Origin of the sequence: Xanthomonas sp. DAR 34887 (assembly GCF_041245805.1) — a bacterium.
Classification (GTDB): domain Bacteria; phylum Pseudomonadota; class Gammaproteobacteria; order Xanthomonadales; family Xanthomonadaceae; genus Xanthomonas_A; species Xanthomonas_A tesorieronis.
Genome location: NZ_CP162490.1, coordinates 1,590,001 through 1,605,888, shown reverse-complemented (window position 1 = coordinate 1,605,888; position 15,888 = coordinate 1,590,001). Strand labels below are relative to the sequence as shown.

Genomic DNA, 15,888 nt, shown 5'->3' with positions numbered 1-15,888 from the left:
ATATCCGGGGAGGAACGGCCATCGAGCTTCGCGGAGCTCGCGTTCGACGTGCGGAAGGCACGAATCGAACCATCTTTCGGCGGACGCGGTGGTCCCCGCAGGATTTGGCACCTACACGGTCGCTTGCGCGTCCGCTGGCTGCCCCGGCATCAAAGGGCCTGTCCCTCCGCCGGTCTCGATGGTGGCGCCACGATGCCAGCGTTTTTCGGCGTTGTCAAATCTCTTTATTCGGATGGAGCGATATAAAGAAGCCGGCAGCGCGACTGCCGCATACTCCGCACCGCCACGGCGCTCCCCACGCCGGCGCCAGGAGCTCCCATGCCCGGCCAGTGCCCGGCCCCCGCCACCGCCCACGACGTCGCTCGGCTCCGCGCCGCGCCGCGCTGGCCGTTGCTGGTCGCCTGGGCACTGGCTGTCACATCCACACCGGGCGCAGCCGAGACGCTATATACGTGGAGGGACGCCAACGGCATCGCTCACTACGGCGATCATGTGGCCGATCAGCAGCACGCCGCGGCGCCCGAACCGCCGTCGGCGTCGGCGAGCGCCGAGTTGCCGTTGGCGCAGTTGCGCCTGGATGGCCAACCTCCACGGCAACAGGCCTGGGCCGACAACCGCCTGGACGGACCGCTGCAGGTGCAACTGCGCAGCCGCCACGCCGACAACCTCGCTGCGGTCCCGGCACTGCCGCTGCGCGCGGTGCTGCCCGCGCGCGGCAGCGCCCTGCTGTCGCGGCTGTACGCCAGCGACCCGCGCTACGCCAGCCCGTTCGAACTGCTGCTGGAAACCGTGCCCGGCGACCCGGCCGCCAAGCCGCAGGACGCCCTGTACCAGTTGCCGTTCGCCGCGGCGCCGGTGCGCGTGGACCAGGGCGTGGGCGGCCAGTTCAGCCACCGCGACGCGCAGAACTACTACGCGCTGGATTTCGCCCTGGCCGAAGGCACCCCGGTCCTGGCCGCGCGCGCCGGCACGGTGATGCAGGTGGAGGCGGGCTTCGCCGAGGCCGGACTGGACCGCGAAACCTTCGGCGGCCGCGCCAACTTCGTGCGCATCCTCCACGCCGACGGCAGCATGGCGCTGTACGCGCACCTGGCGCCGAACGGCGTGGCGGTGCATCCGGGCCAGCGCGTCGCCGCCGGACAACGCCTCGCGCTGTCCGGCAACACCGGCCTGAGCACCGCGCCGCACCTGCACTTCGCGGTGCAGGTCAACCGCGGCATGCGCCTGGAGTCGATCCCGTTCCGCATGGCCGGCGCGCTCGGCGAACTCAAATTGCCGCGCAGCGAGGACGCTGCGGACGGCGCGCAACCCGAGCCTGGCGCCGCGGCGCTATAATCGCCCTCTTCCCTGTAGCCGTGATCGCCCAGTGGGCGCCGTTGCCATGTCCGATGTTGCCCAGGAAGCTGCGCGCCGCCGCACCTTCGCCATCATTTCCCACCCCGACGCCGGCAAGACCACGCTGACCGAAAAGCTGCTGCTGTTCGGCGGCGCGATCCAGATGGCCGGCTCGGTCAAGGGCCGCAAGGCCGCGCGCCATGCGACCTCCGACTGGATGGCGCTGGAGAAGGAGCGCGGCATCTCGGTGACCTCGTCGGTGATGCAGTTCCCGTACGAAGGCAAGATCATCAACCTGCTCGACACCCCGGGCCACGCCGACTTCGGCGAGGACACCTATCGCGTGCTCACCGCGGTGGACTCGGCGCTGATGGTGATCGACGTGGCCAAGGGCGTGGAGGAACGCACCATCAAGCTGATGGAAGTGTGCCGGCTGCGCGACACGCCGATCATGACCTTCATCAACAAGCTCGACCGCGAAGGCAAGGAGCCGATCGACCTGCTCGACGAAGTGGAGACCGTGCTCGGCATCCAGTGCGCGCCGGTGACCTGGCCGATCGGCATGGGCCAGCGCCTGAAGGGCGTGGTGCACCTGATCAGCGGCGAAGTGCACCTGTACGAACAGGGCCGCAACTTCACCCGCCAGGACTCGACCATCTTCCCGTCGCTGGACGCGCCCGGCCTGGCCGAGCGGATCGGCGAGCAGATGCTGGCCGACCTGCGCGAGGAACTGGAGCTGGTGCAGGGCGCCAGCCATCCGTTCGACCTGGACGCCTACCGCGCCGGCAAGCAGACCCCGGTGTTCTTCGGCTCCGGCGTCAACAACTTCGGCGTGCAGCCGCTGCTGGACTTCTTCGCCGAGCATGCGCCGCCGCCGCAGGAACATGCCACCACCGGCCGCCCGGTGCAGCCGACCGAGGAAAAGCTGACCGGCTTCGTGTTCAAGATCCAGGCCAACATGGATCCGCAGCACCGCGACCGGGTCGCGTTCATGCGCATCTGTTCCGGCCGCTTCAGTGCCGGCATGAAGACCCTGCACGTGCGCACCGGCAAGGACACCAAGCTGGCCAACGCGCTGACCTTCATGGCCAGCGACCGCGAGATCGCCGCCGAGGCCTACCCCGGCGACGTCATCGGCATCCACAACCACGGCACCATCTCCATCGGCGACACCTTCACCGAGGGCGAAGCGCTGTCGTTCACCGGCATCCCCAATTTCGCTCCGGAACTGTTCCGCCGCGCGCGGCTGCGCGACCCGCTCAAGCTCAAGCAGCTGCAGAAGGGCCTGGCGCAGCTGTCCGAGGAAGGCGCCACCCAGTTCTTCCGCCCGCTGATGAGCAACGACCTGATCCTGGGCGCGGTCGGCGTGCTGCAGTTCGAGGTGGTCGCCTACCGGCTCAAGGACGAGTACGGCGTGGATGCCAGCTTCGAGCCGGTCGGAGTGGTCACCGCGCGCTGGGTGCACTGCGACAACCCGAAGAAGCTGGAAGAATTCCGCGAGAAGAACGCGATGAACCTCGGCATCGACGGCGCCGGCGAACTGGTCTATCTGGCGCCGACCCGGGTCAACCTGCAGCTGGCGCAGGAACGCGCGCCGGACGTGCGCTTCGCCGCGACCCGCGAGCACGCGCACAGTGTCGCGCTGGACTGACGCGAGAGACGGAAACGGCAACGCGCGGGCGTGAACCGCGCGCCAATTGCTGCATCGCAACGGATGCGAACCGCTCGCAATTGCGGTACCGTCTCCGGCCATGGAAGCCGACCCCACGTCTTCGCCCATGCAGGCCGACGCAGCGCCCTCCACCGACTGGCGCGACGAACTGGCCAGCGCGCTGACCCACGGCCTGGGTGCGATCGCCGCATTGGCCGGCAGCTCGGTGCTGATCACCCTGGCCGCGATCTACGGCGACGGCTGGCAACTGGCCGGCGCGATCGTGTTCGGTGTCGCCTTGCTGCTGCTGTACACCGCGTCCACGCTGTACCACGCCATCCCGCATCCCGGCGCCAAGGCGCGGCTGCAGGTCCTGGACCATTGCGCGATCTACGTGCTGATCGCCGGCACGTACACCCCGTTCACCCTGATCGGCCTGCGCGGTCCCTGGGGCTGGGGTCTGTTCGCGGCGATCTGGACCATCGCCGTGGCCGGGGTGGTGTTCAAACTGTTCTTCACCGGCCGCTTCCGGCTGCTGTCGACCATCCTCTACCTCGCCATGGGCTGGCTGATCGTGGTGGCGATCGAGCCGCTGCTGCGCTCGATCGATGTCCCCACCCTGTGCTGGCTGCTGGCCGGCGGCCTGTTCTACACGCTGGGCACCTACTTCTACCAGCGCGACACGGTGCGTTACTTCCATGCGATCTGGCACCTGTTCGTGCTCGCCGGCAGCGTCTGCCATTTCGTCGCGGTGACCGGGCAGGTGCTGTAGACCGCTTGCGGGAGGCACGTTTTTCGCGCCCCGTGCACGCCCGCTGCCTAGTATGACGCGATGGATCGCGAACCCACTTCTGTGTCACGTGGCCGGCGCCGCTCCTGGCCCTGGCGTCGGCCCGACGGCCGCCTGCGGCGTTGGCCATTGGTCCTCGGCGCACTGGTGCTGGTGCTGCTGGTCGTCATCCTGATCTTCGACTGGAACTGGTTCAAAGGCCCGGTGGAACGCGCGGTGCAGGCCAAGACCGGCCGCGAATTCCATATCGACGGCAATCTCGACGTCGACCTCGGCAGCACCGTCACCATCCGTGGCGACCGCCTGCGCTTCGCCAATGCGGACTGGTCGAAACAAGCGCAGATGGCCAGCGCGCAGCGCGCCGAAATCGACCTGTCGCTGTGGCCGTTGCTGCGCGGCAAGGTACGCATCCCCGAGATCCGCCTGACCCAGCCAACGCTGCTGCTGGAAACCGGCCCGAACGGGCAGCCCGGCAACTGGAATTTCGGCAACGACGGCGGGACGCAGGTGGTCCTGGGCCGCCTGCTGGTGCAGCAGGGACGCCTGCGCTTCGAGGATGTCCCCGGCCGCACCGACATCGACGTCAGCGTGGACAGCCTGACCTCGCAGCGGCGCCGCGGCGACGCGGCGCCGCCGATCGCGGTCGCCGGCGACGGCCGCTGGCGCGGCAACCCGTTCACGCTCAAGGGCAGCACCGCCTCGCCGCTGGAACTGAGCGAAAGCGATCATCCGTTCAAGGTCGACCTGCGCGGCAGCGCCGGCAGCACCCGCGCGCACATGCGCGGCACATTGACCAATCCGTTTCAGCTGCGCGTGTTCGACCTGCAGCTGAGCCTGGCCGGCACCGACATGCAACACCTGTATCCGCTGCTCGGCATCGCCATTCCCTCCACCCCGCCCTATGAGCTGGACGGCCGGCTCAAGCGCAACGGCGAACTCTGGCGCTACGAGGACTTCAGCGGCCGCGCCGGCGATAGCGATCTGGCCGGCAGCGTACAGATCGACACCGCCGGGCCACGCCCCTTCCTGCGTGCCGACCTGCGTTCGCGGCGCCTGGACTTCGACGACCTGGCCGGCTTCGTCGGCGCGCCGCCGCGTACCGGCGCCGGCGAGACCGCCAACGACGAACAGAAGGCGCAAGCGGCCAAGCTCGCCGTCGCCAGCAAAGTGCTGCCATCCACCCCGTACGACCTCGGCAAGCTGCGCGCGATGGACGCCGACGTGCGCTGGAAGGCACAGCGGATCAATGCGCAGACGCTGCCGCTGGACGACATGGACGCGCACCTGAAACTCAACGACGGCGTCCTGCTGCTGCAGCCGCTCGACTTCGGCGTCGCCGGCGGCAACCTCCGCTCCGACATCCGCATGGACGCGCGCAAGCCCACGATCGCCACCCGCGCGCAGATCTCGGTGCGCGGCATGCAACTGGCCAAGCTGTTCCCGGACGGGCAGCTGGCCAAGGAAGCCTCCGGCGCGATCGGCGGCGAGATCGTGCTCGCCGGCACCGGCAACTCGATCGCGCAGATGCTCGGCAGCGCCGATGGCAGCGTCGCCATCGGCATGGGCAAGGGCCATATCAGCAACCTGATCATGGAACTGGCCGGGCTGGACATCGCCGAATCGCTGAAATTCCTGGTCACCAAGGACCGCGAGATTCCGGTGCGCTGTGCGTTCGGCGATTTCGCGGTCCGGGACGGGGTGATGGAGTCGCGCGCACTGGCCTTCGACAGCACCGATACGCTGCTGATCGGCACCGGCAACATCGACCTGGGCGACGAGACACTGGACCTGCTGCTGAAGGCGCGGCCGAAGGACCGCAGCATCCTGTCGCTGCGCTCGCCGCTGCGCGTCGGCGGCACCTTCAAGGATCCGAGCTTCCGCCCCGACTTCAAGGCGCTGGGTGTGCGCGGCGCGATCGCCCTGACCCTGGGCAGCATCGCTCCGCCGGCGGCCCTGCTCGCCACGCTGGAAACCGGCCCGGGCAAGGATGCCGATTGCGGTGGGCATTACGCCCAGTAGCTGGGATTGGGGATTTGGGATTGGGGATTCGTAGAAGCAAAAGCAGGGTGACCTGCTTTTGACTTTCCTAATCCCGAATCCCCAATTCCCAATCCCGCGTCAGCTAGTGATATAGCGCTGCAGTTGATCGAGTTCCTGCTGCTGTTCCTCGATCACCGCCTTGACCAGGTCGCCGATCGAGATGACCCCGACCACCGCGCCGGCCTGCACCACCGGCAAATGGCGGATGCGCTGGCCGGTCATCAGCTCCATGCATTGCTGCACGCTCTGCGACGGGTCCACCGTGTACACCTTCGCGCTCATGATGTCGCGCACCGGCGTGGTCGCCGAAGAACGGTCCTGCAGCACCACCTTGCGCGCGTAGTCGCGCTCGGAAAGGATGCCGGCCAGACGCCCGTCCTGCATCACCAGCACGGCGCCGATGCCCTTTTCGGCCATCAGCCGCAGCGCATCGACCACCGCCGCATCCGGCGACACCGCGTGGATCTCACCGCCCTTGTCGCCCAACAACTGTCGTACCGTACGCATCGCTGCCTCCCGGTTCGCTGGATCGTACGGCCGAGGATACTCCTCCGCCCGGTGCACGCCAGGTGTCGACCAGATACAGCGGCCGCTGCTTGGATTCCTCGTACAGCCGGCCCAGGTATTCGCCGATCAGGCCCAGCGCGATCAGCTGCGCGCCGCCCAGGAACAGGATCACCGCCATCATCGTCGGCCAACCGGCGACCGGATCGCCCCACAGCGCCGCCTTGATCACGATCCAGGTTCCGAACACGAAGGCGCCCACCGCAGTCGCCAGCCCCAGATAGGTCGCCACCCGCAGCGGCGCGGTGGAAAAACTGGTGATGCCTTCCAGCGCGAAGTTCCACAACCGCCACAGGCCGAACTTGCTGCGCCCGGCCAGGCGCGGCGCACGCCGGTACGGCAAGGCCATCTGCCGGAACCCGACCCAGCCGAACAGGCCCTTCATGAACCGATGGCGCTCGCGCAATTGCGCCAGCGCCGCCAGCGCGCGCGGCGACAGCAGGCGGAAATCGCCGGTGTCGGCCGGAATCGGCGTCTTCGATAGGCGTCCGATCACCCGGTAGAACAACGACGCGGTGCCGCGCTTGAGCCACCCTTCGCCGTCGCGCGCGATGCGGGTGCCGTAGATGTCGTCGTAGCCGGCGCGCCATTGCGCGACGAACTGCGCGATCAGTTCCGGAGGATCCTGGCCGTCGGCATCCAGCAGCATCGCCGCGCCGCGCTCGACGAAATCCAGGCCGGCGGTCAGCGCCAACTCCTTGCCGAAATTGCGCGACAGGCGCAGCGCCCCGACCCGCGGATCGGCCGCGGCCAGCGCCAGCATCACCTCCCAGGTCGCGTCGCGGCTGCCGTCGTCCACGTACAGCACCCGCCCCTCCAGGCCATCCAGGCAGTCGAGCGCGGCGAGGATCCGCGGCTGCAGCAGCGGCAGGGTCTGCGCCTCGTTGAAGGCAGTGACGACGACGGTCAGGCGCTCGGGTTCCATGTGTCGATGGTACGGAGCAGCCTGCGCGTTCACCAGCGGCAGCACACCGCCTGGCGAAAACTCGGCGTCTCCCTTCTCCCGCCGGGAGAAGATGCCTAGCCGTTCCCTTCTCCCACTGGGAGAAGGTGCCCCGAAGGGGCGGATGAGGGTACGCCTGCCGCCGAACCCTCTAAGCTCATGGACAGCCGCACCCTCACCCCAACCCCTCTCCCGATGGGAGAGGGGCTAAACGCAGCGCCATGCCGATGTTCCTAGGGCGCCTGCAGATAGGCCGGGCCGCCCAGCTGCCGCGTCTGCCGCTGGATCCAGTTGGCGCGGCGCTGCACGTACGGACCCGGGCGCGCAGCGTTGTAGCGCTGCGGCGCCGGCAACACCGCCGCCAGCAGCGCGCTCTGCGCCGGACTCAGTTGCGCCGCATCCTTGCCCCAGAAACTGCGCGCCGCCGCCTGCGCGCCGTAGACCCCGTCGCCGAACTCGGCCACGTTGGCATACACCTCCAGGATCCGCTGCTTCGGCCACAGCGCCTCGATCAGCACCGTGTACCAGGCCTCCAATCCCTTGCGCAGCCAGCTGCGGCCCTGCCACAGGAACACATTCTTGGCCACCTGCTGGCTGATCGTGCTGGCGCCGCGCAGGCGCCCGCCGCGCGCATTGTGGTCGCGCGCCTTCTCGATCGCCTCCAGATCGAAGCCATGGTGACTCGGGAAGCGCTGGTCCTCGGCGGCCACCAGCGAAATCGGCAGGCTCGGCGCGATCTGCGCGCTGTCGCGCCAATCGTAAGCCACGCGGAACGACCAATCGCCCTCGCCCCAGGCGCTTATCTGGCGCTCGAGCATCATCGCCGAGAACGGCGGATCGACGAAGCGCAGCATGATCACCTGCGACACGCTCGCCAGCGCGAACAACAGCGGCGCCGCCAGCAGCCAGCGCAGCCAACGCCTGCGCCGCGGTACCGCCGCGCCACTTGCAACGCCTCGTGTCGCCCCCATTGCTATGCCTTCTTCGACTTTGTCCACCGAGATGACCCACTATCCTGCGGTCGCCATCTTCCCATGCGCAGCGAGGCCGCGATGACTTCCTCCGATCACGATCACCTGACCCGCTTTCTGCTGCCCAGCGCCGGCGTGCGCGGCGTGCATGTGCGCCTGCAGTCCGCCTGGCGCGACATCCTCGCGCCGGCCAGCTATCCCGCCGCGGCGACCGAGTTGCTGGGCGAGGCCTGCGTGGCCGCGGCCCTGTTCACCGGGCACACCAAGGTCGACGGGCGCCTCTCGGTGCAGCTGCGCAGCCAGGGCGCGCTGCGCACCCTGTTCGCCGAATGCACCGCGGCCGGCACCCTGCGCGGCATCGTCCAGCTGAGCGAGGGCAGCGACGCCCCGCGCGACCTGCGCGCGCTCGGCGAGGACGCACTGCTGGCCATCACCATCGAGAATCCCGGCCTGGACCCGCGCGAACCACAGCGCTACCAGAGCCTGGTGGCGCTGTCGGCGGCCGAGCTGGGCCAGGCCTTCGAAGAGTATTTCCGCCAGTCAGAACAGCTGCCGACGCGCCTGATCCTGGCCGCCGACGGCGACCAGGCGGCCGGCCTGCTGCTGCAGAAGCTGCCCGGCGACAGCGGCGACGAGGACGGCTGGAACCGCGCCGGCGCCTTGTTCGACACGATCAGCGAAGCCGAACTGCTGGAGCTGCCGGCCGAAACCCTGTTGCACCGGCTGTTCCACGAGGAAGCGCCGGAGCTGCTGGGCACCAGGCCGCTGCGCTTCGGCTGCTCCTGCTCGCGCGAGCGGGTGGCGGCCATGCTGCGCTCGCTGGGCGAGGAAGAAGCGCGCGCCGCCGCCGAGGCAACCGGGCAAGTTGAGATACGGTGCGAATTCTGCGGCCGCCACTATGACTTCCCCTTGACGGAATTTGGCGTATTGTTTGCTGTAACCTTGGCTGAACCGGCGCCCTCGGAGCGCTTGCAATAGCCAGGGGCGAGGACTAGGACCGGGGAGTCCGACTTGTTAAAGAAACATAAACCCACTAGTATCGTTCACCCTGAACGGCGGGAACTTTAGTCCCCGCCCGAGAGTCAGACACTGCCGATGCGAGCCCTACTGCGCCTGCCACTTGCCCTGCTGATCGCCCTTGCGGCGAGCACGGGCGCGCACGCGCAAAGCAAGCCCGCGGACCGTACCGTGCTGCCGGTGTGGAACAAGGGCAGCGGCAAGGTCGAAGCGCTGCTGTACCTGGAACCCACCGGCGAGCAGGCGGTCGGCGCGCGCTGGCACTTCGGCCGCAACTCGCTCGACGCCGCCTTCGGCCTGTCCTCCGGCGACTCGCTCGGCCTGCTGTGCAATAGCGCCAGCGGCAGCAGCATCAGCGGACTGGCCAGCCACTGCATGCTCGCCAGCCTTGGCGACGACGACAACGACGTCGGCCACCACATTGCCGCGACCACCACCTTCAACCGCCCCGGCGGACGCGTGTCGCTGTCGGCCGGCACAGGCCGCGAGAACATGCCGGCGTGGCTGGCGGGAGCCAACAAGACCCCCGCGCTGCGCATGGAGCAGAACGACCTGACCGTGTTCGCGCAGCAGAACATCGGCCGCGAAGGCTTCGTTTCGATCGGCGGCACCTATGCGCGTGCGCGTCTGGTGCCGATCGCCGACGCCTCGCCGGCGCTGGTCGACCAATGGGACAGCAAGAGCCTGAGCATCGGCGGCGGCTACGGCTCGTTCAGCGCCAACGTCATCGGCCGCGTGGTCGACGCGCCGGGCCAACCGGGCAAGTGGTCCGGCCTCGGCGTGGGCCTGACCTGGCGCACCCCGTGGAGTGGCCAGCTGACCGTCGGCGCCGAGAACGTGATCACCCGCGGCAAGAACCCGTTCGCCCCGAACAACATCAGCACCGAGGAAGGCACCATCCCTTACGTGCGTTACGAGCAGGACCTGTAACCAGCAACCCCTTGTTGGAAAAGGAGTTGTTGCGGAAAAACGCCCCTCTTTTCGAGGGCTTTTTTTTGCCCGGTTGACGCAAATTAGTGATACCTACATCACATTTATGTCGATCTTATTAACAACTCTTTAATTTCTCTGAAGACGCAGTTACTATCGGTTCACCCTGCGGATTTTGGCGTCGCCTTTTTCGACACCACCGCCGGACAACCTTCAGTTGACACCACATCTCATTCGGAGAGAGAGCCAATGAATTGCAAGACCCATCGCCTGCGCGACGCCATCACGTTCGCGCTCGCCGCTGGCACCACCGCGCTGCTCAGCACGGGCGCAGCGGTTGCCCAGGACAGTTCTTCCAGCGACCCCTCCAAGACCCTGGACACGATCCAGGTCACCGGCTCGCGCGTTGCCCGCGTCGAAACCGAAACCGCAAGCCCGGTGGTGGTGATCGATCGCGCCGCGATCGAGCAGACCGGCAAGCTGACCCTGGGCGACCTGGTGCAGGAACTGCCCGCGATGTCCGGCGCGCCGTCCACTCCGGCGGTCAACAACGGCGGCGGCGATGGCAAGTCCTCGGTCGACCTGCGCGGCCTGGGCGATGAGCGCACGCTGCTGCTAGTCAACGGCCGCCGCGTCGCCAACAACGACGTCAACTCGATCCCCGCCAGCGCGGTGGAGCGTATCGAAGTGCTGACCAGCGGCGCCTCGGCCGTGTACGGCTCCGACGCCGTCGCCGGCGTGGTCAACTTCATCCTGCGCAAGGACTTCGAAGGTCTGGCGGTCTCGGTTGATTACGGCCAGGCGACCCACCTGAGCGACGGCGCGCGTAACGGCGGCTCGGTCACCTTCGGCCAGGTCGGCGATCGCGGCAACATCATGGCGGGCCTGAACTACAACAAGTTCGACGGCATCTCCTCGGCCAACCGCAAGTATTCCAAGGACGCGACCTACCTGTCCGGCGGCAGCATCAGCATCGGCGGTTCCAGCCGCACTCCGGGTGGCCGCATTTCCCTGCCCACGTCTCTTCAGGGCCAGTATGGTGGCTGCTCGAGCGTTACCCTGACCCCGGGCACCACCGGCGCTTCGCAGGGCGACTACCGCTGCTACTCCGGCGCGCGCGACGCGTTCAACTATCAGGCCACCAACCTGATCATGACCCCGCAGGAGCGCACCAACGCGTTCTTCCTGGCCAACTACCAGATCACCGACAGCATCAACGCGTTCGCGCAGGTCTACCACAACAAGACCAGCTCGAACTTCGCCATCGCGGCGCTGCCGTTCGACGCCCGCGGCGACAAGGTGGTGATCTCCGCCGACAACTACTACAACCCGTTCGGCGTCGACTTCGGTGCCGACACCGCGGGCAACCAGTACAACCAGCTCTTGACCCGCTTCACTTCGCTGGGTCAGCGTCGCTCGTACTACAGCACCGTCACCGACCAGGTCGTCGCCGGCCTGGAAGGCTTCGTCGGCGACACGTCCTGGAAGTGGGACGCGGCGATGAACTACGGCCACTACACCCGCGAGAACACCAGCTACGGCTACGTGTACTACGCCGGCCTGCGCGACGCGCTGGGCCCGTCGTTCCAGGACACCGACGGCGTGGTCAAGTGCGGCAGCGCCGGCAATGTGATCGCCGGTTGCACCCCGCTCAACATCTTCAACATCAACGATCCGCAGACGATCTCGACGCTGAAGGACTACGAAGCGCGTCCGACCTACTCGACCACGTACCAGATGCGCAGCTTCGAAGCCAATGCCAACGGCGAGCTGTTCACGCTGCCGGCCGGCGCCGCGCAGCTGGCGGTCGGCGTGTCCTGGCGCGAGGAATATCAGAAGAACTCGGTGGACTACATCGCCATCGCCGACCCGAATGGCAACTGCTTCATCTCGCAGGAAGCCTGCGGCACACCGCTGAGCGGCAAGTACAACGTCAAGGAAGTCTACGGCGAATTGTACGTCCCGCTGCTGTCGGAAGTGCCGTTCGCGCACCTGCTGGCGCTGACCCTGGGCTCGCGTTACTCCGACTACAACACCTTCGGCAACACCACCAACAGCAAGATTCAGCTGGAATGGCGTCCGATCCAGAACCTGCTGCTGCGCGGCACGGTTGCCGAAGTGTTCCGTGCGCCGACCATCGACAACCTGTATGCGGGTGCGAGCGGCGATGCGCCGAACTTCACGGACCCGTGTATCGGTTACGGCGCTGCTGGCACCCCCCGCAACCACGAAGCCGCTTGCGGCGCGGGTTCGGGCGCGACCGCCATTCCCGCCACCGGCATCACCTCCACCGGCCTGTCGCAAACCACCGGCGTGTGGTCGGGTTCCGTCGCTGCCGGCTTCGATCTGAAGCCGGAACAGGGCAAGTCGTTCGACTGGGGCGTTGTCTACGATCCGGAGTGGTTGCCGGGCTTCTCGGCCAGCCTGGACTACTGGCGCCTGTACCTGAACGATACGATCAACCGCGCCGATGCGCAGACCGTGTCTAACATCTGCTACAACGACGAAAGCAGCCCGTTCTGCGGCTTCATCAGCCGTTATTCGGACGGTCAAGTCAATTTCATCCGCGAACCGATCGTCAACCTGGGCCGTCTCGACACCAAGGGCTGGGATCTGGCGCTGCGCTACCGCCTGCCGGATACCGCGTGGGGCAGCTACACCTTCGGCCTGGACGGCACCTACATCGCACGTTACGACAACAACACCAATCCAGCCGACCCGGACGGCACCGTGGTCCATGTGGCAGGCACGTACAACAAGAGCTACGGCCTGTACTCGCGCGTCCGCGGCCGCCTGTTCGTGAACTGGCAAAAGGGTGACTTCGGCGCCAGCTGGCGTGTGCGCTATGTCGGTCCGTTCGATGTGGGCAGCAAGGATCCGGGGCAGCAGTTCAGCAGCGACGCAGCCTGCAGCACGGAAACCCCGCAGTACTGCGCCATTTCCACGAGCTACGGCTCCTACTTCGTGCATAACGTCAGCGTGAACTACGCGCTGCCGTGGTTCAACTCGAAGGTGGAAGTCGGCCTGGACAACGTGTTCGACAAGCAGCCGCCGCTGCTGTATCAGAACAACGTACTGAATGCGAACACGGACGTGAACACCTTCGACACCGTGGGCCGCTACCTGTGGGCTCGCTACAGCATGAACTTCTGATCGAGTTGATCGTGCTGTTGGTTTGAAATAGAGGGCCGCGCGAAGGATTCGCGCGGCCCTTTTCATTGGCAGATCCGAATGAGCGCTCCGCAATTGCAATACGCTATTCAACTGATCGAACAAGGTGCAGCCGAGGAGGCTGCTGGCATCTGCCGCCAGGCGTTGGCTGGCGCTCCCCGAGACCCCTCCTGGAACACGCTGCTGGCGATGTCGTTGCAGCAGATCGGCGACTTCGCAGGAGCTGCCGCCATCTATCGAACGCTCACAGTACTGGAATCGCATGAGCCTGCGCACTGGGCCAACCTTGGATTGGTTCTGCGCACCCTTGGCGATCATGGCCCTGCAGAGCAAGCCTATTTGCAAGCGCTGGCGCTTGCTCCCCACACACATCACCACCTGGTCGACTATGGCTTGCTGCTGATGGAGATGGGCGATATCGCCCACGCCCGCCATCGCCTCCTGGACGCCGTCGACCTGGACCCTACACAGCCGGAAGCGCGCATCCATGCGTCGATCGCCTGCTTCGAGTGCGGCGATGCGCAGCGTGCGGCCGCCTTGCTACCGCCACCATCGGCGTGGCCGCAACTGTCCGAAGATCTGCGTGGGGAACTGGCGAGTGCGTTGATCCAAGTGGGCAGAACCGCGGAGGCCGAAGTGTTGCTTTCGCAACCATCACAGGGCCAGCATCCCCCTATCTCCCATCTCATCCGACTTGCGCAGTTGCACGAGCGCACCAATCGGCTTGAGCGAGCCAGCGAATTACTGCGGCAAATCGCATTGGCGTCGAGCGAGCAGAGTCCACAGGAGCGGGGGGACATGTTGCAGTTGGAAGCATCTCTTGCGCTGCGCCGCAAGGATCATGCTGCCGCGCGCAACGCGCTCAGAGCATTGCTTGAATTGCAGCCTCCCCCGCAGATACAAGCCACTGCCTATTTCATGCTCGGCGGCATCGCAGATAAGCAGGGGCACACCACCGAGGCGATGCAGATGCTGGAAAAGGCGCATGCCATACAGCTGAAGATCGCCGCGGGCAGCATGCCTGGCATCGTCCAGTCTGGAGAGGAACCGCTGCAAAGCTCACAACTGTGGCTAGAACAAACGCAAGCGTGTTATGCCGGCACTCGCGACGCAGCACCCACCAGCAGTACCTCGCCGGTCTTCATTGTCGGTTTCCCGCGCTCGGGTACCACGATGCTTGAGCAGATGTTAGACGCGCACCCGAACTACGCGTCGATGGACGAGCGTGCCATCCTGCAGAATTGCATCGACTGGATGGAAGCGCAGGGCAAGCGCTATCCCTACGACCTGGGCACGCTGGACGAGGCGCAGGTGGAGGCGATGCGCCAGGTGTACTGGTCGGAGATCGCCAAGGTCATCGCGCTGGCTCCGGGGCAGCAACTGGTCGACAAGAATCCGCTCAACATGCTGCGCCTGCCGATGATCGTGCGCCTGTTCCCGAACGCCAAGATCATCCTCGCCCTGCGCCATCCCTGCGACGTGCTGCTGAGCTGCTACATGCAGAACTTCCGCTCGCCGGCGTTCATGGTGCTGTGCTCCAGCCTGGAGCGCCTGGCCAAGAGCTACGTCAACGCGATGCGGTTCTGGATCCACCATCAGGCGCTGCTGCAGCCGGACCTGCTGATCCTCAAGTACGAGGAAACGGTGGCCGATTTTCCCGCGCAGGTGCAGCGCATCGGCGGCTTCCTCGGCATCGCGCAGCCGGAGTTCCTGGCCGGCTTCAGCCAGCATGCCGCGCGCAAGGGCTATATCAGCACGCCCAGCTATTCGCAGGTGGTGGAACCGGTGAACCGGCGTGCGGTGGACCGCTGGCACGCCTACGCGCCGTGGCTGGCCGGCGCCTTGCCGATCCTGCAACCGGTGGCCGCGCATTGGGGTTACGACCTGGAGACTCCCGCGTCATGAAAGCGCTGAGCGACTACATCCGCAGCTACGACGACGCGCTGCCCGAGGCGTTCTGCCGGCAGCTGATCGACGGCTTCGAAGCCTCGGCCGCGCACCACCGGCGCAACGGCAGCAACAGCCGCGCGGTGCTCGGCGACAGCAACTGGACCGAACTGGATGTCGGCGCGCTCGCCGACCCGGCGTTCCTGGGGTTCTTCCTGGACAAGATCGAGCATTACCTGGCGCGCTACAACCAGGACCTCGGGCTGACCCTGTCGATCCCGTACCGCCCCACCATCGATCGGCTAATCCTGAAGAAATACCAGGTCGGCGGCAGCGACCGCTTCCAGCCGCACTTCGATTCGGTCGACGAGGTGTCCGAGCGCTACCTGGTGTTCCTGTGGTACCTCAACGACGTCGCCGAGGGCGGCACCACGCGCTTCTGCGACCTGGACGTGGAGACCGTGCCGCGCACCGGCAGGCTGCTGATGTTCCCGCCGTACTGGATGTACCAGCACGTCGGCAATCCGCCGATCTCCAACGACAAGTACATCCTGTCCACCTACCTGATGTTCAAGCGCTGAGCGGCGCG

The 15,888-nt window shown here is 66.6% G+C and carries 12 protein-coding genes and 1 riboswitch; of the genes, 9 read left to right on the top strand and 3 right to left on the bottom strand.

Features of this window, described 5'->3' with window-relative positions; all coding sequences use genetic code 11:
- Positions 1 to 66 precede the first annotated feature (66 nt).
- Positions 67 to 185: riboswitch (SAM riboswitch) on the bottom strand.
- Positions 186 to 318: 133 nt separating this feature from the next.
- From AB3X08_RS06780 to AB3X08_RS06765, 4 genes are all read left to right on the top strand, one after another.
- Positions 319 to 1,335: a M23 family metallopeptidase gene (locus AB3X08_RS06780; protein ID WP_369937112.1), complete on the top strand. Its 1,017-nt coding sequence runs from the start codon at positions 319 to 321 to the stop codon at positions 1,333 to 1,335.
- Between the two features lie 46 nt (positions 1,336 to 1,381).
- A complete protein-coding gene (locus tag AB3X08_RS06775; protein WP_184410722.1) occupies positions 1,382 to 2,986 on the top strand; it encodes a peptide chain release factor 3 in 1,605 nt (534 codons plus the stop codon).
- Positions 2,987 to 3,113: 127 nt separating this feature from the next.
- Complete coding sequence (gene trhA, locus AB3X08_RS06770; protein WP_369937110.1) at positions 3,114 to 3,758, top strand: PAQR family membrane homeostasis protein TrhA; 645 nt, start codon at positions 3,114 to 3,116, stop codon at positions 3,756 to 3,758.
- Positions 3,759 to 3,818: 60 nt separating this feature from the next.
- On the top strand, positions 3,819 to 5,795 hold the full coding sequence (locus tag AB3X08_RS06765) for an AsmA family protein (protein ID WP_369937108.1): 1,977 nt from the start codon (positions 3,819 to 3,821) through the stop codon (positions 5,793 to 5,795).
- A gap of 99 nt (positions 5,796 to 5,894) precedes the next feature.
- On the opposite strand, the gene AB3X08_RS06760 is transcribed toward AB3X08_RS06765, so the two are convergent.
- The 3 genes from AB3X08_RS06760 to mtgA form a co-directional block, all read right to left on the bottom strand.
- Positions 5,895 to 6,323, bottom strand: coding sequence for a CBS domain-containing protein (locus tag AB3X08_RS06760; protein WP_184410723.1), 429 nt, complete (start codon positions 6,321 to 6,323; stop codon positions 5,895 to 5,897).
- Positions 6,283 to 7,305 carry a glycosyltransferase family 2 protein gene (locus tag AB3X08_RS06755; protein WP_369937105.1) on the bottom strand — a complete coding sequence of 341 codons (1,023 nt, stop codon included), beginning with the start codon at positions 7,303 to 7,305 and terminating at the stop codon, positions 6,283 to 6,285. Before AB3X08_RS06755 ends, AB3X08_RS06760 begins: the two co-directional genes overlap by 41 nt.
- Before the next feature lie 251 nt (positions 7,306 to 7,556).
- Positions 7,557 to 8,294, bottom strand: a complete 738-nt coding sequence (gene mtgA, locus AB3X08_RS06750) for a monofunctional biosynthetic peptidoglycan transglycosylase (protein WP_369937102.1) — start codon at positions 8,292 to 8,294, stop codon at positions 7,557 to 7,559.
- A gap of 63 nt (positions 8,295 to 8,357) precedes the next feature.
- Here mtgA and AB3X08_RS06745 point away from each other — a divergent pair, with 63 nt between their 5' ends.
- From AB3X08_RS06745 to AB3X08_RS06725, 5 genes are all read left to right on the top strand, one after another.
- Positions 8,358 to 9,272 carry an Hsp33 family molecular chaperone HslO gene (locus AB3X08_RS06745; RefSeq protein WP_369937100.1) on the top strand — a complete coding sequence of 305 codons (915 nt, stop codon included), beginning with the start codon at positions 8,358 to 8,360 and terminating at the stop codon, positions 9,270 to 9,272.
- A 117-nt stretch (positions 9,273 to 9,389) separates the two neighbouring features.
- Positions 9,390 to 10,241, top strand: coding sequence for a hypothetical protein (locus tag AB3X08_RS06740; protein ID WP_184410727.1), 852 nt, complete (start codon positions 9,390 to 9,392; stop codon positions 10,239 to 10,241).
- 249 nt (positions 10,242 to 10,490) lie between these two features.
- On the top strand, positions 10,491 to 13,394 hold the full coding sequence (locus AB3X08_RS06735) for a TonB-dependent receptor plug domain-containing protein (protein ID WP_369937098.1): 2,904 nt from the start codon (positions 10,491 to 10,493) through the stop codon (positions 13,392 to 13,394).
- A 78-nt stretch (positions 13,395 to 13,472) separates the two neighbouring features.
- Positions 13,473 to 15,317 carry a tetratricopeptide repeat-containing sulfotransferase family protein gene (locus AB3X08_RS06730; RefSeq protein ID WP_369937096.1) on the top strand — a complete coding sequence of 615 codons (1,845 nt, stop codon included), beginning with the start codon at positions 13,473 to 13,475 and terminating at the stop codon, positions 15,315 to 15,317.
- Positions 15,314 to 15,880, top strand: coding sequence for a 2OG-Fe(II) oxygenase (locus AB3X08_RS06725; RefSeq protein ID WP_369937094.1), 567 nt, complete (start codon positions 15,314 to 15,316; stop codon positions 15,878 to 15,880). The genes AB3X08_RS06730 and AB3X08_RS06725 overlap by 4 nt, the downstream gene beginning before the upstream one ends.
- Positions 15,881 to 15,888: the final 8 nt, after the last annotated feature.

Excerpts from the sequence above, each read along its gene's own strand:
- AB3X08_RS06780 (WP_369937112.1), top strand. The coding sequence starts at position 319 with ATGCCCGGCCAGTGCCCGGCCCCCGCCACCGCCCACGACGTCGCTCGG.
- AB3X08_RS06725 (WP_369937094.1), top strand. The coding sequence starts at position 15,314 with ATGAAAGCGCTGAGCGACTACATCCGCAGCTACGACGACGCGCTGCCC.
- trhA (WP_369937110.1), top strand. The coding sequence starts at position 3,114 with ATGCAGGCCGACGCAGCGCCCTCCACCGACTGGCGCGACGAACTGGCC.
- AB3X08_RS06760 (WP_184410723.1), bottom strand. The coding sequence starts at position 6,323 with ATGCGTACGGTACGACAGTTGTTGGGCGACAAGGGCGGTGAGATCCAC.
- AB3X08_RS06730 (WP_369937096.1), top strand. The coding sequence starts at position 13,473 with ATGAGCGCTCCGCAATTGCAATACGCTATTCAACTGATCGAACAAGGT.
- mtgA (WP_369937102.1), bottom strand. The coding sequence starts at position 8,294 with ATGGGGGCGACACGAGGCGTTGCAAGTGGCGCGGCGGTACCGCGGCGC.
- AB3X08_RS06775 (WP_184410722.1), top strand. The coding sequence starts at position 1,382 with ATGTCCGATGTTGCCCAGGAAGCTGCGCGCCGCCGCACCTTCGCCATC.
- AB3X08_RS06765 (WP_369937108.1), top strand. The coding sequence starts at position 3,819 with ATGGATCGCGAACCCACTTCTGTGTCACGTGGCCGGCGCCGCTCCTGG.
- AB3X08_RS06735 (WP_369937098.1), top strand. The coding sequence starts at position 10,491 with ATGAATTGCAAGACCCATCGCCTGCGCGACGCCATCACGTTCGCGCTC.
- AB3X08_RS06740 (WP_184410727.1), top strand. The coding sequence starts at position 9,390 with ATGCGAGCCCTACTGCGCCTGCCACTTGCCCTGCTGATCGCCCTTGCG.
- AB3X08_RS06745 (WP_369937100.1), top strand. The coding sequence starts at position 8,358 with ATGCGCAGCGAGGCCGCGATGACTTCCTCCGATCACGATCACCTGACC.
- AB3X08_RS06755 (WP_369937105.1), bottom strand. The coding sequence starts at position 7,305 with ATGGAACCCGAGCGCCTGACCGTCGTCGTCACTGCCTTCAACGAGGCG.